Origin of the sequence: Paludisphaera rhizosphaerae (genome assembly GCF_011065895.1) — a bacterium.
Classification (GTDB): domain Bacteria; phylum Planctomycetota; class Planctomycetia; order Isosphaerales; family Isosphaeraceae; genus Paludisphaera; species Paludisphaera rhizosphaerae.
In genome coordinates, this window is record NZ_JAALCR010000061.1 from 1 (window position 1) to 17425 (window position 17425).

Sequence of the window (17425 nt, forward strand, 5' to 3'; positions counted from 1 at the left end):
CGGAACCGAGGAGGCGCTGGATGACCGACGGAGGTGGCTGGCCTCGATACTGGTCGGTCCTTTCCGCGATGATCGCGACGGCGGCAGCGGCTCTGCTCTGCGCGGCGATCCGCGGCGGGGACGGCCGTGGGACGGTCGGGGCTGTCATCGTAGGTTGTACGCTCCTCCTGGCGCTGGCTCTCTATCGCGACGCCGCGTCGCGAAAAGGCCTGGAGGATCCGGCGAGTTGGCGGCGAAAGGCTTTGGACGCGTTGTTCTCACTTGGGGGCGCAACGCTGATCGTGGGGTTGTCCGACCTGGCGTTCGTCGTGGGTTTCCTCGCGTGGTCCGGATCGAGGAGTTTCGAGTTCCGGAGTCTGGTCGTCACAGGGCGGTGCTGGGTCGGCCCCGAGCCGCCGACGTTGGAGGCGTGTACGGCGGCCGGGCTTGTGCTCGGGCTGGCGGTCGCTCGCTCATTGCGGTTAGTCCTGTCGAGCCTCGTCATGACGGGCCGGCCGCGACGCGGGGATTATCTGCGGCTCTGGCCGGTCGCCCTCACCTTGGCTCTCCTTGCATTGTGGCGATTGTGAAGATCGACGGCAGGTCGATTCACCCGTTTCACGAGGCAGGACCGAGGCCGCTCCCAGGGAGTCACCAGTGGCCGGCGTGCGCGCCGCCGTCGACGTACAGGGTCTCGCCGGTGACGAAAGCGGCCGAGTCCAGGTAGAGCACCGCGTCGACGATTTCCTGGATCTCGCCCACACGGCCCAGCGGGTGGAGCGCGGCGGCCTCGGCGAGGGCCTCGGGCGAGTGCATCGGCGTCTTGATGGTGCCCGGGGCCACGGTGTTCACTCGGATGCCCCTGTCGGCGTACTCGATCGCCAGCGACCTCGTCACGGCGTCCAGACCCCCTTTCGTGAGGGACGCCAGCGCCGAGGGCACGCCCTTCACGGGCTGTCGCACGAGGGTCGTCGTCATGTTCACGATGTGCCCGCCCCCGCCCTGCGCGAGCATCTGCCGGACGGCCGCCTGTGAGACGAAGAAGAACCCCGCGAGGTTCACCGCGACCTTCCGCGCGAAGTCGGCCTCGGTGTACTCGGTGAAGGGCTTGGAGATGAAGATTCCGGCGTTGTTGACCAGCGTATCCACCCGGCCGAACGCCTCCACCGCGCGGGCGATCACCCGGTCCGCCACCGCCGGGTCGGCGATGTCGCCGGCGACCGAGACCATGTCCGTCGCGTCGGCCGCCTCGATCGACCGCGAGTTGGCCACCACGCGATCGCCCCGATCGAGGAACCCGCGGACCAGCCCCGCCCCAATCCCCTGCGACGCTCCGGTGACGACCACGACCTTGCGCGCGGAAACCATACGAATCTCCATGCTCTGATCTGTCGATCGACCCCGGAGAAATCCATGACTGTCGGTACGGCCCTCCGAACTCGGCCAGCCATTCTATCAGAGCGGAGGGCGACGAGAGCGGTCGGCAACCCTTCATGGGGCAAGTCATGCCGATCGCCTCACCATGATCCCGGACGATCATAGAATTTAACTTGACTAATCCTATAGGCAAGATAAGAATCGGCCGCCGCTAGCATCCCGAATCCTCGGCTCGAAGTGAACCGAGGCGGGCACAGCGACGGCGACGGCGCGATGCGGCGCGGCGAGGAGGCGGACATGAAGCCCCGACGATCTGGCGGGTTCACCTTGATCGAGTTGTTGGTGGTGATCGCGATCATCGCGGTCCTGATCGCCCTGCTGCTGCCGGCCGTGCAGGCGGCCCGGGAGGCGGCACGGCGAATTCAGTGCACGAACAATCTGAAGCAGATCGGCCTCGCCCTCCACAACTACACCGACATCAACCTGCAGTTCCCGATGGGGGCGCAGGGCCGCTTGCCGACGACCGGGCTGTACCCAGCCCCCTACTACCGCCAACCGCTGTTCGTCTCGATCCTGCCGTTCTTCGAGCAGACTGCGGCCTACCAGTCGTACAACTTCTCCAGGATCTTGTTCGAAGACGTCGCCAACAATACCGCGAGGCTAACGAGCTTCTCTGTGTTCAACTGCCCGTCCGACACCGCCAAGGTCTTCGCCAAGGTGGTCGGCGGCGTTACCCAGAACTTCGACGTCAAGGGGAACTACGGGGCGAACTGGGGGATGAACACGATGTTCAACCAGGGGCCGTCCGGGTCCAGCGTGGCGTTGACCGGTTACGCGCCCTTCTACTTCAGCTACGGGGCGCCCATCGCCGCCCTCACCGACGGCACCAGCAACACGACGGCCATGCTGGAACTGCTCCAGACGACCTCGCCGGCCGGGCCCAGCCTGGTCATCGACCGTCGAGGACGAATCTGGAACGACGACGCGGCCTGCTATCAGGTCACGGCGCGGCTGGCACCCAACAGCAAGGCTCCGGACTACGGCGTCTGCTACAACGACCCGGGCAACCTGGCCCCCTGCACCACGGACAGTTCCAACGGGCTGGACTACTACCTCGGCACGCGGAGCCATCACCCGGGCGGCGTCAACGTCCTGTTCTGTGACGGCTCGGTGCGGTTCCTCAAGGACTCGATCAACGTGCCGACCTTCCAGGCCCTCAGCACTCGGGCCCTTGGCGAGGTGATCTCCTCGGACGCGTTCTGACCACCACGCCGACGCTGCTGCGGACGAGCTAAACATTGGCGCGGGGCGACCTCCTCCGCGCTTCGCGTCTCCCGGCCCCCGGGGCGGGTGGGACAGTCCGAGGAGAGATCATGCGCAAGCGATTGAGATACGTCGCATTGACGGGCACCCTGGCCTCCGCCTGGCTGGGCGGCTGCGGCCCCAACGACGAGTTCCTGCACGTCGGCGTCGCGGGCAAGGTGACCCTCGACGGCAGCCCCCTGACGGGCGCGGCGATCACCTTCCAGCCCCTCGCCTCCGGGGCGGCCGCCCATGGAACGGTCGAAGCCGGCGCGTATTCCATCGCCCGTTCGGAAGGCCCAGGGCCCGGAGCTTACCGCGTCGAGATTTCCAAGACGGCACCCACCGGCCGGCGCATCCCCGACAGCGAGTATTCGGGGCAGACGATCGAGGAGACTCGCAACGCGATCCCCAGCCGTTACAACATCAACTCCGAGTTGAAAGTGGACGTCAAGCCGGACGTCGACCAGACATTCGACTTCGACCTCAAGTCCAAGAAATGACCCAGGGCGGCGAACTCCCGGGCTTGCGAGCTTTGGCCAAGCCCGCGGGCCTCGTCGGCTTCATTTCCCGACTGGCGGCAGGTAGCCGATCGAGGTCAGGAACTCGTCCATCGCCGCGGTGGTGCGCGCCTTCCAGGGCTCTCGGTTGAAGAAGCTGTGGCCCTGGCCGGGTGCGGAGAACAGCTCGGCGCGGACGCCGAGGTCCTTGGCTTTCTTGATGTACTCGTCGCCCATGACGGCGAGTTTGTCATCCGTGCCGAACAGGATCAGGGCCGGCGGGGCGTCTTTGGTGATGTGCAGGTTGGGAGTGATCGCGTCGCCGAGCTTCTCGTCGTCGTCGATCCGCTTCATCAACTGGGGGACGCCGGAGAATCGCAGCACCGGGTTGAACAGCACCATCGCGTTGGGCTTCGGCGAGACCTTCAGGTCGTCGCCGGGGGCGTCCAGGCCGGTCGTGAACGCGGTGCAGGCCGCGATGTGGCCGCCGGCTGATCCCCCCGCCGCGACGATCCGATCCGGGTCCACCCCCTGCTCCGCCGCGTGGGCGCGGAACCACCTCAGCGCGCTCTTGGCGTCCTCGACGCAGGCGTCGGGCCTCACGTCCTGGCGGGACTTCACCCGGTAGTCGGCCCGGGCGGCCACCATCCCTCGCCGCGCCAGGTGCTCGGCCTGGGCCTCGAACTGCTTGATGTTCCCGTTCGTCCACCCGCCGCCGAAGAAGAAGACGATCCCCGGCCGATGGTCCTCGGCCTTCCAGCCGGGCGGATACGTGACGACGACCTCCAGCTTCGCCTTGGGAGCTTCCTTGTAGACGAACGTCTTCGACGTCGTCGTCGTCTCCTGGGCCTGGGCTGAGATCGTCCACGCCGCCGCCACGACGACCGTCAGGGCCTGTCGCATCGTCATCGTTCCGCCCTCCTCATCCACTCGCTCGGTATTGAGAACATGGGACCGACGGATGAAACCCCGGCCTCCTCGGGAAGTGTCGCGACCCGTCTGCCTTCGGGTTTCGTATACTATCAGAGGGGCCCTTGGTCCTCATTCTTCTGTTGTGAAGGAGGCCGCGGATGATCGACCTGATCAAGCGAACGATGTTGACCGGCCTGGGGCTGGCGGTGATGACCAAGGACAAGGTCGAGGAACTCGGCCGCGACCTGGCCGAGCAGGCGAAGCTCGGCGAGAGCGAGGGCCGCGAGTTCGTCGACAACCTGATGAAGCAGTCGGAGACCGCCCGCAACGAGTTCGAGACCCGGGTCAACGCCCTGGTGAAGAAGGCCGTCGAGGGCCTGAACCTTGTCCACAAGGACGAAGTCGCCAAGCTCCAGGGCCGCATCGACGCCCTCGAAGACGAGTTGAAGAAGCACGAGCACGCCTCGTCCCACCACGCGGCGGCCTCGCACCACGGGGTTTGAGAGCCGACCCCGCAACGATGAGCGGAGGTCCCTCCGTCGACTGACGGATGCACGCATTTTAACTTGACGACATCGATCCGGTCCGCTTTAATCTTCCGATGCGCGGACCGGGTTCGTCTCCTCTCCGTCTGCCGAGGCCCGCGCAGGCCGGCGCTCGCTCTTGCACGCCCGGCCGGGGAGAGCCGTACACGCACGGCTCTCCGCGACTTCCCTCCGACGGAGATCCTCCATGCCCGCCCCTGCTTCGACGCGCGCCCGCGCGGCCTTTACGCTCATTGAACTCCTCGTCGTCATCGCGATCATCGCGGTGCTGATCTCGCTTTTGCTCCCCGCCGTGCAAGCGGCGCGTGAGGCCGCCCGCCGCGCCCAGTGCGTCAACAACCTGAAGCAGATGGGGCTGGCCTGCCACAACTACAACTCGACTCACGCCCGCTTCCCTATGGGAGGGACGACCTACTTCAAGCTCCCCGGCGGCGGCTGCTCGATCACCCGCCAGCACACGGTTTTCAGCTTCCTGCTGGGGTACATGGAGCAGTCGAACGTCTACAACAACATCAACTTTTACTTCGCAGCCGGCGCAGCCAACACCGACCCCGAGTACGGCGTTCCGCCCGGCCTGGTGCAGCAGACGGCCTTCAGCACCAACATCTCCACCTTCGTCTGCCCGTCCGACCAGGGCCAGGTCCCGACCTCGACCGATCAGAACACCTACCGCCAGGGTTCGTACGCGGGGAACGTCGGCACCTGGGACATCATCCGGCTGACCACCAGCAACTGCGCTCCCTACGAGGGGAACGGCCCGCTGGGGATCAACATGTGCTACTCCGAGGCCGCCCTCACCGACGGCACCAGCAACACGCTGATGATCGGCGAGCTGTCGCGGTTCCGGAACCACCCGCTGACCTGGCAGAACACCTGGAGCCGGCTGGGCGGCTACTCGTTCTCGTACAACACGGGGAGCGGCACGGGGTCGTCCTTCACCTACCAGGGGCTGGTGACGGCCGTCCCCAAGATCAACGCCGGGATGCGGCTGCCGCACGTCGTTTCCCCCGCAGCGCCCGACGCCCAGACCAACTGGCTGGGCGATCCGCGTTTGCTGGAACAGGGACAGATCGGCTTCCGCAGCCAGCACCCGGGCGGCGCCAATTTCCTGCTCGGCGACGGCTCAGTCCGGTTCCTCAAGGCGAGCATCGCGCCCGACAGCTACCGCGCCCTGGCCACCCGCGCCGGCGGCGAGGTCGTCAGCGCCGACGCGTATTGATCGACGGAGCGGAATGGACTCGTACAATCGGCCCTTCGAACGATCTCTCGATGGGTGCCATGGCCACGCTCGCGTGGCCATGGGCCGGCGTGGGATGACCGCAGGGCCGTCGCCGATCGCATGCCCACGGCGAGCGTGGGCATGGCACCCGTGCACGGTCATCCCCTGTTTCAAAAAGCGAATCGAACCATGCCTATCCGTTTTCGTTCCCTCGTCGTCTTGGCGACCCTCGCCGCGGCGGTTCTGTCCGGCTGCGACTCCAACCCCGACGCCCCCACGGCTCCGCCGAGCGTGATCGTCTCGGACTCGGATTCCAGCACGAAGCCCTCGCAGGCCAAGAAGTCGACGAAGAAGGCCGAGGACGCCCCGGCCGAGGAATCCAAGGCCCAGTGACCGAGAAGCCGGAGCCCGCACGTTGAACGCGAACCATCGCCGATTCTGGCTGCTGACCGTGGGCGCCTGCACCTGCACCTGCGCCGTCCTCTCCAGTCGAGTCCCCGCCCAGGCCCCCACGCCCTCGTTCGTCGCCGAGGTCAAGAAGGCCGAGGCCGGCAGCGAACTGACCAAGCAGCAGGAGCACTGCGAGATCGACGCCGATCGGCTCGCCGCGCTGGGGGCGAAGCCCGGTCAGCAGGCGAGGATCTACAAGGACTCCTCCACCTTCGCCGTCTATACGCTGATCCCCCGTCAGGAAGAGCCCGATACGATCATCCGCATGGGGCTGTCGGGCCGGCAGCGGATGGGCAAGGACGCGCCCGACTCCTTCTCGGCCACGGTGGCCATCGTCCCCGCCCCGCGCTCCGAACTGACCGACGAGCAGGCCGACACTCAGGGGGAGCTGGTCGAGCGGCTGGACGACGACGGGACGCATACGGGCCTGTTGATCATGGCCCCTCACGGCGGCGAGATCGAGCGGCCGACGGACCTCCAGTCGATCCGGCTCAAGGAGAAGCTGGGGAAGCCCCGGGTTTCCACCTGGATCCTCAAGGGCTACGACCCTCCCGGCCCGCAGACCGCCTACGGCCGCTGGCACATTACGTCCACCGAGATCAGCGAGGCTAGCTACCCCCTGCTCGCTCAGGCGGGAAAGCGACGCTACGACTACGCCTTTTCGTTCCACGGCAAGGCCGCCGAAGGACTGCTCGTCGGCGGCACCGGGCCGATGGAGCTGAAGCAGGAGGTCGCGGAAGCCCTCAAGAAGGCCGTGGGCGACAAGGGCGTCGAGGTCGTCATCGCCTACCAGGGCCAGCCCCTGGGCGGCACCACGCCGAGCAACATCGTCAACCGCTATACCGACCGCGGCATCCAGCTCGAACAGGGCCCCACCGCCCGCCGCGAATACTGGAAGGAAATCGCCGACGCCGTTGCGGAGGTCTACCGGACGAAGCTCTGAAAGTGTGCATCGAATCCAGACCTCAACGGCCTTCCCCCCTCGCGGGGGAAGGTGGCCCGAAGGGCCGGATGAGGGGGGATCGGCGTTGGTTCTTGAGCGGCCGTCGGATCTATGTCCGACGCCGATCGTCCCCCTCATCTGACCGCTGCGCGGTCTGTCTTCCCCCTCCAGGGGGGAAGACGTCGGAACGTCCTCCGACGAGCGGTTACGCGGCGGCTGGGGCGGTTTCCGCGGGCTCGGGTCGGGCCCGGGGGCCGTTCAGCAGGCGGCCCAACCAGGTGTAGCGGACCAGGAACTGGTACGACACGAGCAGCAAGGCCGTCGAGACCGCGACGATGAGCACGAGCTTCGCGAGCGACGGGATCGGCCAGTCGCGCACGAGGTACTGGGCGGCGATCACCAGCGGCAGGTGGGCGAGGTACAGCCAGTAGGCCGAGTCCGACAGGTAGCGCATCGTCGGGCTCTCCTCGGGCCAGAACCGGCGGAACAGCCCCATCAGGCCGAACGTCATCAGCCAGGGATACGCCGCCTGCAGGGCCGTCGAGAGCAGCCGTCGCTGCGACGGGTCGAGGCCGCCGAACGTCGCGGCCAGCGGCTCGGGCCACCCCGTCGTCAGCGCCATGCCCAGGGGGAAGACGACCAGGAGGGCGATCGCCAGCGGCAGGCCCCAGCGCGAGCCGACGCGGGCGGCGTGATCGTCATACGCGTAATCGAGCGCCCCGAAGCCGAAGAAGATCGCGTAATACGCCAGCACGTGCGGGATGGGAAGAATGCCCGACGACGTGTCGGGGCCGAAGACGCCGTCGCCCATGAGCCACTGGGGGAGCATCGTCAGCGGGATCAGCCAGAGATAACGAGCCGGCGAGACGATCAGCCACGCGGGCGGTCGCACGGCCGGCAGCCTCGTCCCGACCAGCGAAACGGCCGCCAGCCCGAGCACGAGCCACCAGAGGAACCACAGGAACCAGAGGTGGCTGAAGAGCGGGATCTGCATGAGGAGGTCGGCCAGGTTGTCGGGCTTCCCCGTGATCGCGCCGCGCTGGCGGAGGGATTCGGCGATCGCCGCCTTGCGACGGCCCAGGCCGTCCTCGTTCACGGTGAGCTTGAGCATCGACGCGAAGTAGATCGTCGTCCCCTCGTCGACGATCGCGTTGTCGAGCGGGGTCTTGCCGCGCTTGTTCACCGCGTTGACGTCCGCCCCGCCGGCGATGAGCGCGGCGACGGCCTCGTCCGCGCCGACGAAGGCCGCCGCATGCAGGGGAGTGCCGCCGTCGGTGGCCGCGGCATTGACGTTCGCCCCTCGGTCGACGAGCAGCTTCACGGCCGACGCCTTGTTCGCCAGCGCAGTGAGATGGAGGGGAGTCACCTGGAACTCGCCGACGAGGTCGTTCACGCTCGCGCCGTCTGCGAGCCGCCGCTCGATCGCGTCGAGGTCGCCGGCTTCGGCGGCGGTCCCGATCGTGGCTTTCTTGGCATCGGCGCTGGGTTCGTCGGTCCCCTGCGAGGCCGACGACATGGCGACGCCGGAGATCCAGTGCACCGCCGGGACGACGGTCACCAGGCCCAGCAGCAGCGGGAGGAAGACCCGCCGGAAGCGATGCTTCACCAGCGCCCCGGGGCCTCGCCGATGCAGCAGCATCGCGGTGAAGAAGCCGCTCATCACGAAGAAGAGCGGCATCCGGAAGCCGTGGATGGCCGAGAACAGGATCCCAAGCCCGGGGGCCTGTCGGGAGTCCGACACGACCCAGAACGCCGGGAAGAACGACAGCGACGCGTGCAGGACGATCCCCAACAGCATGGCGACCGCCCGCAGGGCGTCCAGGTCGGATCGTCGGGCGAAGGGAGGATGCGAGTGGCTCATGCGAGGGGGTTCGCTCGACGCCGCCCAGTATTGGGGCGTGACTCGCATCCCACCCGCCGAGGCATCACAACACCGAATGCACCGGGGGCCTCTCGGGTCAGGCCCCAGCCTTCTTCTGGACCGGGGCGCGGCGGCGTCGGGCGGGGGCTTCGGTGGGGGTCTTGAGGCCGCCGGAGAGGGGGTCGGCCCCGCCTTCGAGGGGCTGGCCGGGGAAGGCGGCGGCGAGGCGTTTCTGGACGGCTTCGGCGTAGGAGTCGGACAGTTCGAAGCCCAGGTAGCGACGGTCCAGCTTCTTGGCGACGGTCAGCGTCGTGCCGCTGCCGGCGAACGGGTCGAGGACCGTCTCGCCGGGGTTCGAGCTGGCCCGGACGACCCGGCCGAGGATCTGCTCGGGCATCTGGCAGCCGTGGAACCCCGCGCGTTCCTTGAACGTGCCGCAGACGCGGGGGACGTACCAGGTGTCCTCGTGTTCCTCGAAGCCCTGGCTCATGTCCTGGGGACGGAGGATCCAGGTGTCGTCGGGGAGCCGGCCCTTGGGGTTGGCGCGGAGATCGGCGTAGACGAGCTGACGAGCCGACGGCACGCGGACCGCCGGATCGTCGCCGTTGAAGGTGAAACGTTTGGGGTCCTTCAAGAAGTAAAGCAAGTGGGCGTGGCTGCGAGCGAATTTACGTCGGCAGTGGACCCCAAACGTATAGTACCAAACCACCCAGCTCCGAAGCGTCAGGCCCAGCTCGCGGTGGAAGATCCACTTCATCTCGGCGGCGTATTCGTCGCCGATGGCGAGCCAGAACGTTCCGTCGGGCTTGAGTGCACGAACGACTTCGCGACCCCAGCGCCTGGTCCAGTCAAGGTAGGCTTCGGAGTCGCGTTCGTCGTCGTAGACATCGTAATCATAGCCGATGTTGAACGGGGGGTCGGCGAAAATCAGGTCGACGGAGCCGGTCTCGACTCGGGGCAATAGGTGCAAGCAGTCGCCCGCGTACAAACGGTCGAGTTCGAGGGGCCCGCGCGAGATTTCGCTGGAATTCCGCGCGCCGGAGGTCGGCGCCGCTCCGGGCGAGCCGGAGGGCGTGGGGTCGGCTTTCCGCATGGGGCCTCACTCGTCGTCGGGGTGATGGGCGTCGGGTGAATCGGCGCCGCCGTCGCCGTTGGCCGGCGCGGCGGGAGCGTTCTCGTCGATGCGATACTCGGAGAGCTTTTTGTGGAGCGTGTTCCGGTTGATCCCCAGCCGGGCGGCGGCCTTGATCTGGACGCGGTCGCAGGCCTGCAGAACCTGCTGGATCAACTCGCGCTCGACCTGGCCGACGACGCGGTCGTGCAGGTCGTTGGCGTTGGGGCCGGCGGCGCGAAGGCCCTGGCGGACCAGCTCCGAGGTGAGCGCGGCGAAGTCTGCGCCGGAGGCCCCGCCGCGATGGCGGATCGGTCGCGGGGCGGTCTCGCCGCGAAGCTGCGGCGGCAGGTGTTCGACGAGCAGTTCCGGCCCGTCGCCCAGGATCACGGCGCGTTCGACGTAATTCTGCAACTCGCGGACGTTCCCCGGCCAGTCGTGCTCGCGGAGCCTCCGCATGGCCTCCGGGTGGACGCGGCGGACCTCGCGACGGTTCTGGTCGCCGTAGCGTTTCAGGAAGAAGTTGACCAGCAACTCCACGTCCTCTCGACGCTCGCGCAGCGGCGGGAGGTAGATCGGGACGACGTTCAACCGATAGTACAAGTCCTCGCGGAACCGGCCGGAGTCGATCTCGTCGAGGAGGTCTCGGTTGGTGGCGGCGACGATCCGGGTGTCCACCTTCTTGGTGCTGTTGTCGCCGACGCGCTCAAACTCCCCTTCCTGCAGGACGCGGAGGAGCTTCACCTGGAGCTTGGGCGAGGTGCTGTTGACCTCGTCCAGGAAGATGCTGCCGGTGTGGGCGGCCTCGAACCGGCCCGTGCGGTTGTCGACCGCGCCGGTGAACGACCCTTTGACGTGGCCGAACAGCTCGGACTCCAGCAGGCTTTCCGTGAGCGCTCCGCAGTTCACCCGGATGTAAGGGCCCGTTGATCGCGGTGAGAGGTCGTGAATGGCGCGGGCGACGAGTTCCTTGCCGGTGCCGGTTTCGCCGACGATCAGGACGCAGGCCCGCGACGGAGCGACCTGCCGGGTGGTCTTGAAGACCTCGCGCATCGCCGGGCCGCCGCCGATCACCCCGGGCAGCGGGGCGTTCGGGTCCTGGACGGACTCCGAGCCCAGCCCTCGGGGAGAGGGTCTCAGCGGATGGCCGAAGGTGGGCCGGGTCTCAATGGGCATGAATCAGGTCGTTTCTCGGGATGCGGCGTCCAGGGGCGTCGGCGACCGTCGGGTTATTGTAAGGAACTCTCTTCAGGGCGATTTCGACCCGGGTCCCATGGCCACGCTTGCGTGGCCATGGATCGGCGAGGGATGGTTGCGAGGCCGCGGCCGATCGCATGCCCACGACCAGCGTGGGCATGGCGCCCTGTTCTGGAATCGGGCCTCAAACAAGGCCCTATCCACTCTTAACTCATGGCGTCGGTGTTTCCACGGGGGTTGGGGCGACGACCGGCGCGGCGGTCGCGCCTTGGTCGGGTCCATAGGTTGCGTTGGCCGGACGTTGGGACAGCGGGGAGAAGCGTCGCAGGGCGCCCAGGACGTTCCCCAGGCCGGTGTGCAGGTCGACGTCCTGCTCGGACTGGAAGGCGTCGGCGAGCTTCTTCTCCTGGTCGGCCATGACGAGGGGGCCGAACTTCTGGATGCTCCTGGCGAGTTGGCTGGCGCCGGAGCGTCGCAGTTCCACGTCGCGCGAGGGGTCGAGGATCACGTCGGCCAGGGCTCGCTGGGCGTTGGGCGCCGGGACGTCGGCAAGGACGTCGGCGACGGGCTTCTCCACGTCGTGCAGGCCGACGGCGCCCGAGATCGTCTCGCCGGCGGCGGCCAGGTCGGGGGCGAACAGGCTCCTCGGCCGGGCGGCGATCTTCGCCAGGGCGTCGGCCGCTTGCTGGGCCTGCGAGATCCGCTCGGCGTCGCTCAACTTCGAGGGCCGCCCGCCCAGTTGACGCTCGAGCGCCGTGGGGTCGGTCGTGTGGATGATGAACTTGGCCTTGGGGTACTCGGCGGCGAGGCCGGGGCGGCGGAGGTCCAGGTCCTTCGGCCCGTAGACGTAGATCGGCAGGGCGGAGGTCCGGGAGTCGGCGCCGAAGATCGAGAGGACGTCGTGGATGTCCCACGAGCCCGGGGCGTTGTCGTGCGAGACCAGGATCAGCTCGACGTCGGCCGATTCCGTGGCTGCACGGAAGGCGGCGGGCCCGGACGTCTCGGCGTCGGCCTCATAGCCGAGCTTCCGCAGCGAGCCGGCGACCTCCGCGGCCCGCGCGGGGTTGCCGTCGACGACGACCGCCCGGGGCAGCGACTGGTTGAGCAAATACCGCGAGAGCGCGGGGACGACCTGGCTGGAGCCCGGGAAGGGCTGGGTCGGGCCGATGTCCACGATCGCCTTGGCCGCGGCCAGTTGAAGCCGACGGCCGGGGGCCGTCAGGGCCTGCACCAGCGGGTGGGGCTTGCCGTTCCGCGAAGGGAGCGAGGGGTCGGCCACCTTGCCCAGGGCCTCGGCCGTGACGGCCGCGAGCGTGGGCCGGTTGGTGGCGATCGCCCCTCGGAGCAGGTCGCCGAGAACCTCAGGGCCGTTGGACAGGGCGTCCGCGTAGGTCTCCTGATCCTTGGCGGGGAAGTTCTCGTAGCCCACCTTGTCGACGGCCCGTTCCAGGGCGAAGCCCAGCCGCACCACCTGGGCTCGGCGGTTGTCGGGATCGAGCTTCAGGGCGTCGTCGGCCAGTCGACCGCCGAAGATCCCCTCCACGTCCAGACGGCGGGCGAGGTACGGGGCCGGCACGCCCTTGCTTTCATCCCAGCGCCAGAGGAGGACCTGCTCGCTGGGCATCTCGAAGAGGTGGCGGGCGTAGGCCTCGGCGGCGTCGTCCAGCACCTGCACGGGGGATCGGGGCTGGCGCTCGAACGGCTTGCCGGTCATCTTCTCGATCGCCAGCGCGGCGTTGGTCTTCACGCCGGCGGGGGAGTCGGGCGAGGCGGCCGGGAAGGTCAGGAACGGGATGGCGCGGGTGTCGCCCAGGTTCCCGAGAATGTGGGCGGCGTCGGCGGCGATCCCCGGGTCGGGCGAGTCGAGCGCGGCGATCCAGGCGGGGGTCGTCGCGGTGTCGAGTCGGCTGGCGTTGTAGACGAGCCGTTCGCGTTCGGGGGTGGTCGTCCCGAACTTCTTCAACTCGGCGACGAGCGGCGGAACGGCGAACGCGCCGGACTCGCGGAGCCGGGCGACGGCGTAGTCCTGCTCGTCCTTCGAGGCCGAGAGCGCGGGGATGTACTGCTGGATCCGCTGCGCGTCGGCGGCCATTCGGCGGGCGGCGTCGGCGAGCTTGGTGGTGAGGGGCTCGGCGAACGGCCGGGTGGCGGGGTCGTCGGAGAGCCGCAGGAACGAGCCGGCGCCGTACTTGTCCCGGAGCTTCAGCAGGGAGGCGTCGTCGATCTCGGCCTTGGAGAAGGCGTTGAGGAACGGGACGGCCTGCCGACCCTGGCCCGTCCGGGTCAGGTAGTCGATGGCCGACCAGAGTTCCTCAGGGGTCTCCGGCTGCTTGGCGAACAGCTCCGGCCCGGGAACCTGCGCCGCGGACCAGGGCAAAGGCCCGGCCGTCGACCACCCCAACGCCGCGAGGGTCCCCGCGACCAGCAGCCGCCCGCCGCGCCCACGCGGCCGGATCGAGCGAACGTTGTCTTGACGCATGACTGTCACCCGCTGGGTTGATGTCCCGGTGGCCCTTGCCTTCTTCGCCTGACTCCTTCGGCCTTCTCTCCCCTTCTCCCCCCGGGAGAAGGTGGCCCGCAGGGCCGGATGAGGGTTTCGGCGCTTCGACAGAACCGACGCCCTCGTGATCCGCGACCTGCACGCCCTCCGAACTCCGACGACTCTCATCCGACCTTCGGCCACCTTCTCCCGGGGGGAGAAGGGGCGGAGAAGGCCTTCCTCTCGTTACAACCCCTCTTCCGCGGCCACCAGCTCGTCGAGGGTCTCTCGGCGGCGGACCAGGCGGGCCTGGTCGCCTTCGACGAGGATCTCGGCGGCGCGGGGGCGGGTGTTGTAGTTGGAGGCCATGACCATGCCGTAGGCGCCGGCGGAGAACGTCGCCAGGAGGTCGCCGCGGTCGAGAGGCGGCAGCGGCCGGTCCTTGGCGAAGAAGTCGCCGCTCTCGCAGATCGGGCCGACGACGTCCCGGGGCTCGGTCCCGGGGATCGCGGCTTCGTAGTCGGTCGGCGGCGCGGGGAGGCCCGGGGGCACCGTCACGGGCCAGATCCGGTGGAACGACTCATAAAGAGCCGGCCGGATCAGGTCGTTCATGGCGGCGTCCTGGATGACGAACCGCTTGTCGCCCGACTGCTTGGTATATAACACACGGCCGACCAGCACGCCGGCGTTCCCCGCGATGACCCGCCCCGGCTCGATCGCCAGCCGGCATCCGGCGGCCTTGATCCCCGGCAAAATCGCCGCCGCGAATTCCTTCAACGGCTTGGCTTCGGGCCCCTTGTAGCCGATCCCGTAGCCGCCCCCCATGTTGTACCAGGCGATGGGGTGGCCCATCTCCCGCAGCTGCCCGATCAGCTCCACGCCCTTGGCGACGGCCTTGGCGTAGGGCTCGACCGTGGTGATCTGCGAGCCGATGTGCATGTGCATGCCGATCATCGTCAGGCTCGGCTTATCCTTTACGGTCGCCGCGATCCGCAGGGCCCGATCGATGTCCAGGCCGAACTTGGATTCCTTCTGCCCGGTCGCCGTGTAGCGGTGGGTCTTGGGGTCGACGTCCGGGTTCACCCGCAGCGCGATCGGCGCGACCCGACCCATCGACGCGGCCACGCGGGCGATCGAGTCCAGCTCGGCCTCGCTCTCCACGTTGAACATCAAAACGCCGGCCTCGATCGCCTGGGCGATCTCCGGGTCGCTCTTGCCCACGCCGGCGAAGACCGTCTGGGCGGGGTCGCCGCCGGCCTTCAGCACCCGGAACAGCTCGCCGCCGGAGACCACGTCGAAGCCGCTGCCATACGCTTTCAGCAGCCGGAGAATGCCCAGGTTCGAGTTGGCCTTCACCGAGAAGCAGACCAACGGGTCGACCTCGGCGTAGACCTCCTGGAGCGTCTTCAGCGTCTCGACGATCATCGACCCGCTGTAGACGTAGAGCGGCGTCCCAAACTCCTCCGCCAGCTTGGCGACGGGGACGTCCTCACAGTAAAGCTCATTCCCGCGGTACTGAAACGCGTCCATCTTCTGGGGTTCCCTGGCTGGCTTGGCGGATCATCCTGGACTTGCTCGCGACCCGATCGCACGCGGGCCGGTCTTCGCCTTCCCCCCTCGCGGGGGAAGGTGGCCGGTACGGCCGGATGAGGGGGCGACCGCCGGCGGATCTGCTGACTCGGGCTTTGGATGCTGGCGGCTTTCTTGCTCGTCCTCCCCCTCATCCGGCCCTTCGGGCCACCTTCCCCCGCGAGGGGGGAAGGCCGTTTTGGGTTAATACGGCAATCCAACCGACGGCCTGACTCACATCTCCAACTTCATCTTCCACCGATCCAACTGCTTCGCCACTTCCGACGGGGCGGTCGAACCATACGACTTGAACGCGGCCACGGCCTTCTCGACGCCGAGCAGATCCTTGGTCTCCGGGCCCAGCTTGGGGGAGGCTTCGGACAGGTCGGCGTCGGAGAGGTCGGCCAGGCGTTTGAGGCCCTTGCGCTCGCAGAGGCCGACCAGCCGGCCGATGACCTCGTGGGCCGTGCGCTGGGGGACCCCCTGGAGGATCAGGTGCTCCATCAGCGTCGTGGCGTCGAGATACCCCTCGTCGAGCCGCTCGTTGATCCGGTCGGGGCGGAGGTTGGCCCCCTCGACGACCACGGCGGCCAGCTCGACGACCGCTTCGACGGTGTCGAACGCGTCGAACAGGGGGAGCTTGTCTTCCTGGAGGTCGCGGTTGTAGGCCAGCGGCAGGCCCTTGATGAGCACCAGCAGCGTCGTCAGCGAGCCGACCACCCGGGCGGAACGGCCCCGGATCAGCTCCAGGACGTCCGGGTTCTTCTTCTGGGGCATGATGCTGGAGCCGGTGCAGATCGCGTCGGGGAGCGCCAGGAAGCCGAACTCCTGGGTGCTCCAGAGGATCCATTCCTCGGCCCAGCCGGCGAGGTGCTCGGCGATGAGGGTCAGGGAGAAGACCGACTCGATGGCGAAGTCGCGGTCGCTGGAGACGTCCAGGCTGTTGGCCGCGACGCCGTCGAAGCCCAACTCGCGGGCGGTGAACTCGCGGTCGATGGGGATGCTCGTCCCGGCGAGGGCCGCTGCGCCCAGGGGGAGCATGTTCAACCGCTTGCGGGCGTCGGCCAGGCGCGAGCGGTCGCGTTCCAGCTTCTCGACGAACGCCAGGAAATAATGGGTCGCAAGGACCGGCTGGGCCCGTTGCAGGTGCGTGTAGCCGGGGATGATGATCCCCTCGTGCCGCGCGGCCGAGGCGACGAAAGCCCGCTGAAGGTGTAGAAGCCCGGCGTCGACGCGGTCGAGGGCGTCGCGGGTCCAGAGCTTGACATCGGTCGAAACCTGATCGTTGCGGCTGCGTCCGGTGTGGAGCTTGCGACCCAGATCCCCCAGCTTCTCGGTGAGGGCGGCCTCGATGTGCATGTGCACGTCTTCGCGTTCGAGCACGAACGGGAAGCGGCCGGCCTCGATCTCGGTCTGGATCTCAGAAAGGCCCTGCACGATGGCGTTGCATTCGTCCTGCGTGAGCAGGCCGACGTGCGCCAGCATCCGGGCGTGGGCCTGGGAGCCCAGAACGTCGTGACGGAAAAGCCGACGGTCAAAGGAGATCGACTCCGTGAACTCCTCCACCCGCCGATCCGTCCCGGCGTCGAACCGCCCGCCCCAGGGCTTGCTCGCCACGTCCCGACCCCCTTCGCCTCGATGATTGCGCGCTGATTCAGCAGACCAAGCCTAAGTATAGGCAGTCGCCCCTGGCCTTTCAATGAGCCCGCCGGATGGACGTTTCGCCGACGAAACAGGTTCGATGCGTCGTGGGGCTCGTGACGGGAAATCGGACAGGCCGGCTGAATGCGCGGGCGGATGGCGGCGGGAGGGCGTTCCCCGATCGCGTTCGGAGAGGGTGTGCCCTTGGATTTCGGCTAGATCGTCGACGGGGGCGGTCTTCCCCCCTCGCGGGGGAAGACAGATCGCGAAGCGATTAGATGAGGTGGACGACCGCCGTCGGGCTCGCATCCTGCGGTTGGTCCCTTATGCGACGCCGATC

Annotated in this window: 15 protein-coding genes; 7 read left to right on the forward strand and 8 right to left on the reverse strand. The window is 68.0% G+C overall.

What is annotated here, in order from left to right; all coding sequences use genetic code 11:
* Positions 1–20: 20 nt before the first annotated feature.
* The gene (locus G5C50_RS31480) at positions 21–569 is read left to right on the forward strand and encodes a hypothetical protein (protein ID WP_165075919.1); all 549 of its coding nucleotides are present in this window, start codon (positions 21–23) and stop codon (positions 567–569) included.
* 61 nt (positions 570–630) lie between these two features.
* On the opposite strand, the gene G5C50_RS31485 is transcribed toward G5C50_RS31480, so the two are convergent.
* Positions 631–1347: an SDR family NAD(P)-dependent oxidoreductase gene (locus tag G5C50_RS31485; protein ID WP_165075921.1), complete on the reverse strand. Its 717-nt coding sequence runs from the start codon at positions 1345–1347 to the stop codon at positions 631–633.
* Between the two features lie 306 nt (positions 1348–1653).
* Between G5C50_RS31485 and G5C50_RS31490 the strand changes: the two genes are divergently transcribed.
* Both G5C50_RS31490 and G5C50_RS31495 read left to right on the forward strand, forming a co-directional pair.
* Positions 1654–2619, forward strand: a complete 966-nt coding sequence (locus G5C50_RS31490; protein WP_165075923.1) for a DUF1559 domain-containing protein — start codon at positions 1654–1656, stop codon at positions 2617–2619.
* A 110-nt stretch (positions 2620–2729) separates the two neighbouring features.
* Positions 2730–3161, forward strand: a complete 432-nt coding sequence (locus G5C50_RS31495; RefSeq protein ID WP_165075925.1) for a carboxypeptidase-like regulatory domain-containing protein — start codon at positions 2730–2732, stop codon at positions 3159–3161.
* 60 nt (positions 3162–3221) lie between these two features.
* Here the strand turns inward: G5C50_RS31495 and G5C50_RS31500 are convergent, their stop codons facing one another.
* The gene (locus G5C50_RS31500) at positions 3222–4067 is read right to left on the reverse strand and encodes an alpha/beta hydrolase (RefSeq protein WP_165075928.1); all 846 of its coding nucleotides are present in this window, start codon (positions 4065–4067) and stop codon (positions 3222–3224) included.
* A 161-nt stretch (positions 4068–4228) separates the two neighbouring features.
* On the opposite strand from G5C50_RS31500, the gene G5C50_RS31505 reads away from it, so the two are divergent.
* From G5C50_RS31505 to G5C50_RS31520, 4 genes are all read left to right on the forward strand, one after another.
* Entirely contained in the window at positions 4229–4573 is a 345-nt protein-coding gene (locus G5C50_RS31505; RefSeq protein ID WP_165075930.1) for a phasin family protein, read from the forward strand.
* Between the two features lie 229 nt (positions 4574–4802).
* Positions 4803–5834, forward strand: coding sequence for a DUF1559 domain-containing protein (locus tag G5C50_RS31510; protein WP_165075933.1), 1032 nt, complete (start codon positions 4803–4805; stop codon positions 5832–5834).
* Between the two features lie 189 nt (positions 5835–6023).
* Positions 6024–6227 (forward strand): hypothetical protein, encoded by a 204-nt coding sequence (locus G5C50_RS31515; RefSeq protein ID WP_165075936.1) that lies wholly within the window; start codon positions 6024–6026, stop codon positions 6225–6227.
* A gap of 22 nt (positions 6228–6249) precedes the next feature.
* A complete protein-coding gene (locus tag G5C50_RS31520; RefSeq protein WP_165075938.1) occupies positions 6250–7227 on the forward strand; it encodes a poly-gamma-glutamate hydrolase family protein in 978 nt (325 codons plus the stop codon).
* 205 nt (positions 7228–7432) lie between these two features.
* Here G5C50_RS31520 and G5C50_RS31525 read toward each other — a convergent pair whose 3' ends face one another.
* The 6 genes from G5C50_RS31525 to argH form a co-directional block, all read right to left on the reverse strand.
* Positions 7433–9088, reverse strand: a complete 1656-nt coding sequence (locus G5C50_RS31525) for an acyltransferase family protein (protein WP_165075941.1) — start codon at positions 9086–9088, stop codon at positions 7433–7435.
* A gap of 97 nt (positions 9089–9185) precedes the next feature.
* On the reverse strand, positions 9186–10181 hold the full coding sequence (locus G5C50_RS31530; RefSeq protein ID WP_165075943.1) for a DNA-methyltransferase: 996 nt from the start codon (positions 10179–10181) through the stop codon (positions 9186–9188).
* A gap of 6 nt (positions 10182–10187) precedes the next feature.
* Positions 10188–11252: a sigma-54 interaction domain-containing protein gene (locus tag G5C50_RS31535; protein ID WP_407673638.1), complete on the reverse strand. Its 1065-nt coding sequence runs from the start codon at positions 11250–11252 to the stop codon at positions 10188–10190.
* A gap of 355 nt (positions 11253–11607) precedes the next feature.
* Positions 11608–13875, reverse strand: coding sequence for a hypothetical protein (locus G5C50_RS31540; RefSeq protein ID WP_165075947.1), 2268 nt, complete (start codon positions 13873–13875; stop codon positions 11608–11610).
* Between the two features lie 246 nt (positions 13876–14121).
* Positions 14122–15405: a diaminopimelate decarboxylase gene (lysA, locus tag G5C50_RS31545; protein ID WP_165075949.1), complete on the reverse strand. Its 1284-nt coding sequence runs from the start codon at positions 15403–15405 to the stop codon at positions 14122–14124.
* 273 nt (positions 15406–15678) lie between these two features.
* The gene (argH, locus tag G5C50_RS31550) at positions 15679–17061 is read right to left on the reverse strand and encodes an argininosuccinate lyase (protein WP_165075951.1); all 1383 of its coding nucleotides are present in this window, start codon (positions 17059–17061) and stop codon (positions 15679–15681) included.
* Positions 17062–17425 lie beyond the last annotated feature (364 nt).